Origin of the sequence: Pseudomonas sp. PA-7-1E, assembly GCF_021605325.1 — a bacterium.
Classification (GTDB): Bacteria; Pseudomonadota; Gammaproteobacteria; order Pseudomonadales; family Pseudomonadaceae; genus Aquipseudomonas; species Aquipseudomonas fluorescens_BV.
In genome coordinates this window covers 1-5,473 of the sequence record NZ_WKFA01000106.1, presented here as the reverse complement: position 1 = coordinate 5,473, position 5,473 = coordinate 1, and the positions used below count along the sequence as shown (strand labels likewise).

Here is a 5,473-nt window from a genome sequence, read left to right as displayed (position 1 = left end):
GGAATTTAATCTTGACGATGACCTACTCTCACATGGGGAAACCCCACACTACCATCGGCGATGCATCGTTTCACTGCTGAGTTCGGGATGGGATCAGGTGGTTCCAATGCTCTATGGTCGTCAAGAAATTCGGGTACTGAGTCGTGGCCAGCTGGCCTCGCTTCAGCAAATTGGGTATGTGATAGATCGTGGTGTTTTGTGAGCGTCGAACTTTCGGTTCATTTTCGTCTTCACACACCGCAATCTGGCCTTTCGACTCAAATTGCTTGGGTGTTATATGGTCAAGCCTCACGGGCAATTAGTATTGGTTAGCTCAACGCCTCACAGCGCTTACACACCCAACCTATCAACGTCGTAGTCTTCGACGGCCCTTCAGGGAACTCAAGGTTCCAGTGAGATCTCATCTTGAGGCTAGTTTCCCGCTTAGATGCTTTCAGCGGTTATCTATTCCGAACATAGCTACCCGGCAATGCCACTGGCGTGACAACCGGAACACCAGAGGTTCGTCCACTCCGGTCCTCTCGTACTAGGAGCAGCCCCTCTCAAATCTCAAACGTCCACGGCAGATAGGGACCGAACTGTCTCACGACGTTCTAAACCCAGCTCGCGTACCACTTTAAATGGCGAACAGCCATACCCTTGGGACCGGCTTCAGCCCCAGGATGTGATGAGCCGACATCGAGGTGCCAAACACCGCCGTCGATATGAACTCTTGGGCGGTATCAGCCTGTTATCCCCGGAGTACCTTTTATCCGTTGAGCGATGGCCCTTCCATACAGAACCACCGGATCACTAAGACCTACTTTCGTACCTGCTCGACGTGTCTGTCTCGCAGTCAAGCGCGCTTTTGCCTTTATACTCTACGACCGATTTCCGACCGGTCTGAGCGCACCTTCGTACTCCTCCGTTACTCTTTAGGAGGAGACCGCCCCAGTCAAACTACCCACCATACACTGTCCTCGATCCGGATAACGGACCTGAGTTAGAACCTCAAAGTTGCCAGGGTGGTATTTCAAGGATGGCTCCACGCAGACTGGCGTCCACGCTTCAAAGCCTCCCACCTATCCTACACAAGCAAATTCAAAGTCCAGTGCAAAGCTATAGTAAAGGTTCACGGGGTCTTTCCGTCTAGCCGCGGATACACTGCATCTTCACAGCGATTTCAATTTCACTGAGTCTCGGGTGGAGACAGCGCCGCCATCGTTACGCCATTCGTGCAGGTCGGAACTTACCCGACAAGGAATTTCGCTACCTTAGGACCGTTATAGTTACGGCCGCCGTTTACCGGGGCTTCGATCAAGAGCTTCGCGTTAGCTAACCCCATCAATTAACCTTCCGGCACCGGGCAGGCGTCACACCCTATACGTCCACTTTCGTGTTTGCAGAGTGCTGTGTTTTTAATAAACAGTCGCAGCGGCCTGGTATCTTCGACCGGCATGAGCTTACGGAGCAAGTCCTTCACCCTCACCGGCGCACCTTCTCCCGAAGTTACGGTGCCATTTTGCCTAGTTCCTTCACCCGAGTTCTCTCAAGCGCCTTGGTATTCTCTACCCAACCACCTGTGTCGGTTTGGGGTACGGTTCCTGGTTACCTGAAGCTTAGAAGCTTTTCTTGGAAGCATGGCATCAACCACTTCGTTACCTAAAAGGTAACTCGTCATCAGCTCTCGGCCTTAGAATCCCGGATTTACCTAAGATTCCAGCCTACCACCTTAAACTTGGACAACCAACGCCAAGCTGGCCTAGCCTTCTCCGTCCCTCCATCGCAATAACCAGAAGTACAGGAATATTAACCTGTTTTCCATCGACTACGCTTTTCAGCCTCGCCTTAGGGACCGACTAACCCTGCGTCGATTAACGTTGCGCAGGAAACCTTGGTCTTTCGGCGTGGGTGTTTTTCACACCCATTATCGTTACTCATGTCAGCATTCGCACTTCTGATACCTCCAGCAAGCTTCTCAACTCACCTTCACAGGCTTACAGAACGCTCCTCTACCGCATCACTTACGTGATACCCGTAGCTTCGGTGTATGGTTTGAGCCCCGTTACATCTTCCGCGCAGGCCGACTCGACTAGTGAGCTATTACGCTTTCTTTAAAGGGTGGCTGCTTCTAAGCCAACCTCCTAGCTGTCTAAGCCTTCCCACATCGTTTCCCACTTAACCATAACTTTGGGACCTTAGCTGACGGTCTGGGTTGTTTCCCTTTTCACGACGGACGTTAGCACCCGCCGTGTGTCTCCCATGCTCGGCACTTGTAGGTATTCGGAGTTTGCATCGGTTTGGTAAGTCGGGATGACCCCCTAGCCGAAACAGTGCTCTACCCCCTACAGTGATACATGAGGCGCTACCTAAATAGCTTTCGAGGAGAACCAGCTATCTCCGAGCTTGATTAGCCTTTCACTCCGATCCACAGGTCATCCGCTAACTTTTCAACGGTAGTCGGTTCGGTCCTCCAGTTAGTGTTACCCAACCTTCAACCTGCCCATGGATAGATCGCCCGGTTTCGGGTCTATTCCCAGCGACTAGACGCCCTATTAAGACTCGCTTTCGCTACGCCTCCCCTATTCGGTTAAGCTCGCCACTGAAAATAAGTCGCTGACCCATTATACAAAAGGTACGCAGTCACCCAACAAAGTGGGCTCCCACTGCTTGTACGCATACGGTTTCAGGATCTATTTCACTCCCCTCTCCGGGGTTCTTTTCGCCTTTCCCTCACGGTACTAGTTCACTATCGGTCAGTCAGTAGTATTTAGCCTTGGAGGATGGTCCCCCCATATTCAGACAAAGTTTCTCGTGCTCCGTCCTACTCGATTTCATGACTAAGAGATTTTCGCGTACAGGGCTATCACCCACTATGGCCGCACTTTCCAGAGCGTTCCGCTAATCTCAAAGCCACTTAAGGGCTAGTCCCCGTTCGCTCGCCACTACTAAGGGAATCTCGGTTGATTTCTTTTCCTCAGGGTACTTAGATGTTTCAGTTCCCCTGGTTCGCCTCTTGCACCTATGTATTCAGTACAAGATAACCATCTTATGATGGCTGGGTTCCCCCATTCAGACATCTCCGGATCAAAGTCTGTTTGCCGACTCCCCGAAGCTTTTCGCAGGCTACCACGTCTTTCATCGCCTCTGACTGCCAAGGCATCCACCGTATGCGCTTCTTCACTTGACCATATAACCCCAAGCAATCTGGTTATACTGTGAAGACGACATTCGCCGAAAATTCGAATTTCTCAGTTAAGAGAACTCACAAATTTTACCTTAGCCTGATCCGTTACCAGTGAAAGTAACGTTCAGTCTATCTTTCTATCACATACCCAAATTTTTAAAGAACGAACTAGTCAAAGACTAGAAATCAACATTCACCATCACAACGATGGAATGCTCATTTCTAAGCTTTATACAAACAGAAGCAGTAGTGGTGGAGCCAAACGGGATCGAACCGTTGACCTCCTGCGTGCAAGGCAGGCGCTCTCCCAGCTGAGCTATGGCCCCGTATTTCTACAGGCGTTTCCCACACAAAATTGGTGGGTCTGGGCAGATTCGAACTGCCGACCTCACCCTTATCAGGGGTGCGCTCTAACCAACTGAGCTACAGACCCAATTTCGGGCTGCTTCTTTCGTCTTCTTCAATGAATCAAGCAATTCGTGTGGGAACTTATGGAGCAGCTGATGTCGTCGATTAAGGAGGTGATCCAGCCGCAGGTTCCCCTACGGCTACCTTGTTACGACTTCACCCCAGTCATGAATCACACCGTGGTAACCGTCCTCCCGAAGGTTAGACTAGCTACTTCTGGTGCAACCCACTCCCATGGTGTGACGGGCGGTGTGTACAAGGCCCGGGAACGTATTCACCGCGACATTCTGATTCGCGATTACTAGCGATTCCGACTTCACGCAGTCGAGTTGCAGACTGCGATCCGGACTACGATCGGTTTTATGGGATTAGCTCCACCTCGCGGCTTGGCAACCCTCTGTACCGACCATTGTAGCACGTGTGTAGCCCAGGCCGTAAGGGCCATGATGACTTGACGTCATCCCCACCTTCCTCCGGTTTGTCACCGGCAGTCTCCTTAGAGTGCCCACCATTACGTGCTGGTAACTAAGGACAAGGGTTGCGCTCGTTACGGGACTTAACCCAACATCTCACGACACGAGCTGACGACAGCCATGCAGCACCTGTCTCAATGTTCCCGAAGGCACCAATCCATCTCTGGAAAGTTCATTGGATGTCAAGGCCTGGTAAGGTTCTTCGCGTTGCTTCGAATTAAACCACATGCTCCACCGCTTGTGCGGGCCCCCGTCAATTCATTTGAGTTTTAACCTTGCGGCCGTACTCCCCAGGCGGTCAACTTAATGCGTTAGCTGCGCCACTAAAAGCTCAAGGCTTCCAACGGCTAGTTGACATCGTTTACGGCGTGGACTACCAGGGTATCTAATCCTGTTTGCTCCCCACGCTTTCGCACCTCAGTGTCAGTATTAGTCCAGGTGGTCGCCTTCGCCACTGGTGTTCCTTCCTATATCTACGCATTTCACCGCTACACAGGAAATTCCACCACCCTCTACCATACTCTAGTCAGTCAGTTTTGAATGCAGTTCCCAGGTTGAGCCCGGGGATTTCACATCCAACTTAACAAACCACCTACGCGCGCTTTACGCCCAGTAATTCCGATTAACGCTTGCACCCTCTGTATTACCGCGGCTGCTGGCACAGAGTTAGCCGGTGCTTATTCTGTCGGTAACGTCAAAATTGCAGAGTATTAATCTACAACCCTTCCTCCCAACTTAAAGTGCTTTACAATCCGAAGACCTTCTTCACACACGCGGCATGGCTGGATCAGGCTTTCGCCCATTGTCCAATATTCCCCACTGCTGCCTCCCGTAGGAGTCTGGACCGTGTCTCAGTTCCAGTGTGACTGATCATCCTCTCAGACCAGTTACGGATCGTCGCCTTGGTGAGCCATTACCCCACCAACTAGCTAATCCGACCTAGGCTCATCTGATAGCGCAAGGCCCGAAGGTCCCCTGCTTTCTCCCGTAGGACGTATGCGGTATTAGCGTCCGTTTCCGAACGTTATCCCCCACTACCAGGCAGATTCCTAGGCATTACTCACCCGTCCGCCGCTCTCAAGAGAAGCAAGCTTCTCTCTACCGCTCGACTTGCATGTGTTAGGCCTGCCGCCAGCGTTCAATCTGAGCCATGATCAAACTCTTCAGTTCAAACATCTTTGGGTTTTTAAGAAACCCTAAACTTGGCTCAGCAATCGTTGGTTACATCTTTGATTTCTCGCGGAGTAACTTGTGATGCTGATAATCTTGTTGACTATCAGCCTGACTCCACAAGCACCCACACGAATTGCTTGATTCAGTTGTTAAAGAGCGGTTGGTTAAGATCTTTCGTCTCAACCGAGGCGCGCATTCTACAGCAGCCTCATTTGCTGTCAAGTGGTTATTTTCAGAAGTTTTCGAAGATTTC

2 tRNA genes and 3 rRNA genes are annotated in these 5,473 nt (G+C 51.1%); all 5 read right to left on the bottom strand.

Features of this window, described 5'->3' with window-relative positions:
• Positions 1 to 9: 9 nt before the first annotated feature.
• Positions 10 to 125 (bottom strand): 5S ribosomal RNA (rrf, locus tag GIW79_RS29210).
• A 152-nt stretch (positions 126 to 277) separates the two neighbouring features.
• Positions 278 to 3,169, bottom strand: a 23S ribosomal RNA gene (locus GIW79_RS29205).
• Between the two features lie 247 nt (positions 3,170 to 3,416).
• Positions 3,417 to 3,492, bottom strand: a tRNA-Ala gene (locus GIW79_RS29200).
• A 30-nt stretch (positions 3,493 to 3,522) separates the two neighbouring features.
• Positions 3,523 to 3,599: transfer RNA gene (locus GIW79_RS29195), tRNA-Ile, on the bottom strand.
• 81 nt (positions 3,600 to 3,680) lie between these two features.
• Positions 3,681 to 5,217, bottom strand: a 16S ribosomal RNA gene (locus GIW79_RS29190).
• Together the 16S, 23S and 5S rRNA genes with 2 tRNA genes alongside form the textbook arrangement of a ribosomal RNA operon.
• Positions 5,218 to 5,473 lie beyond the last annotated feature (256 nt).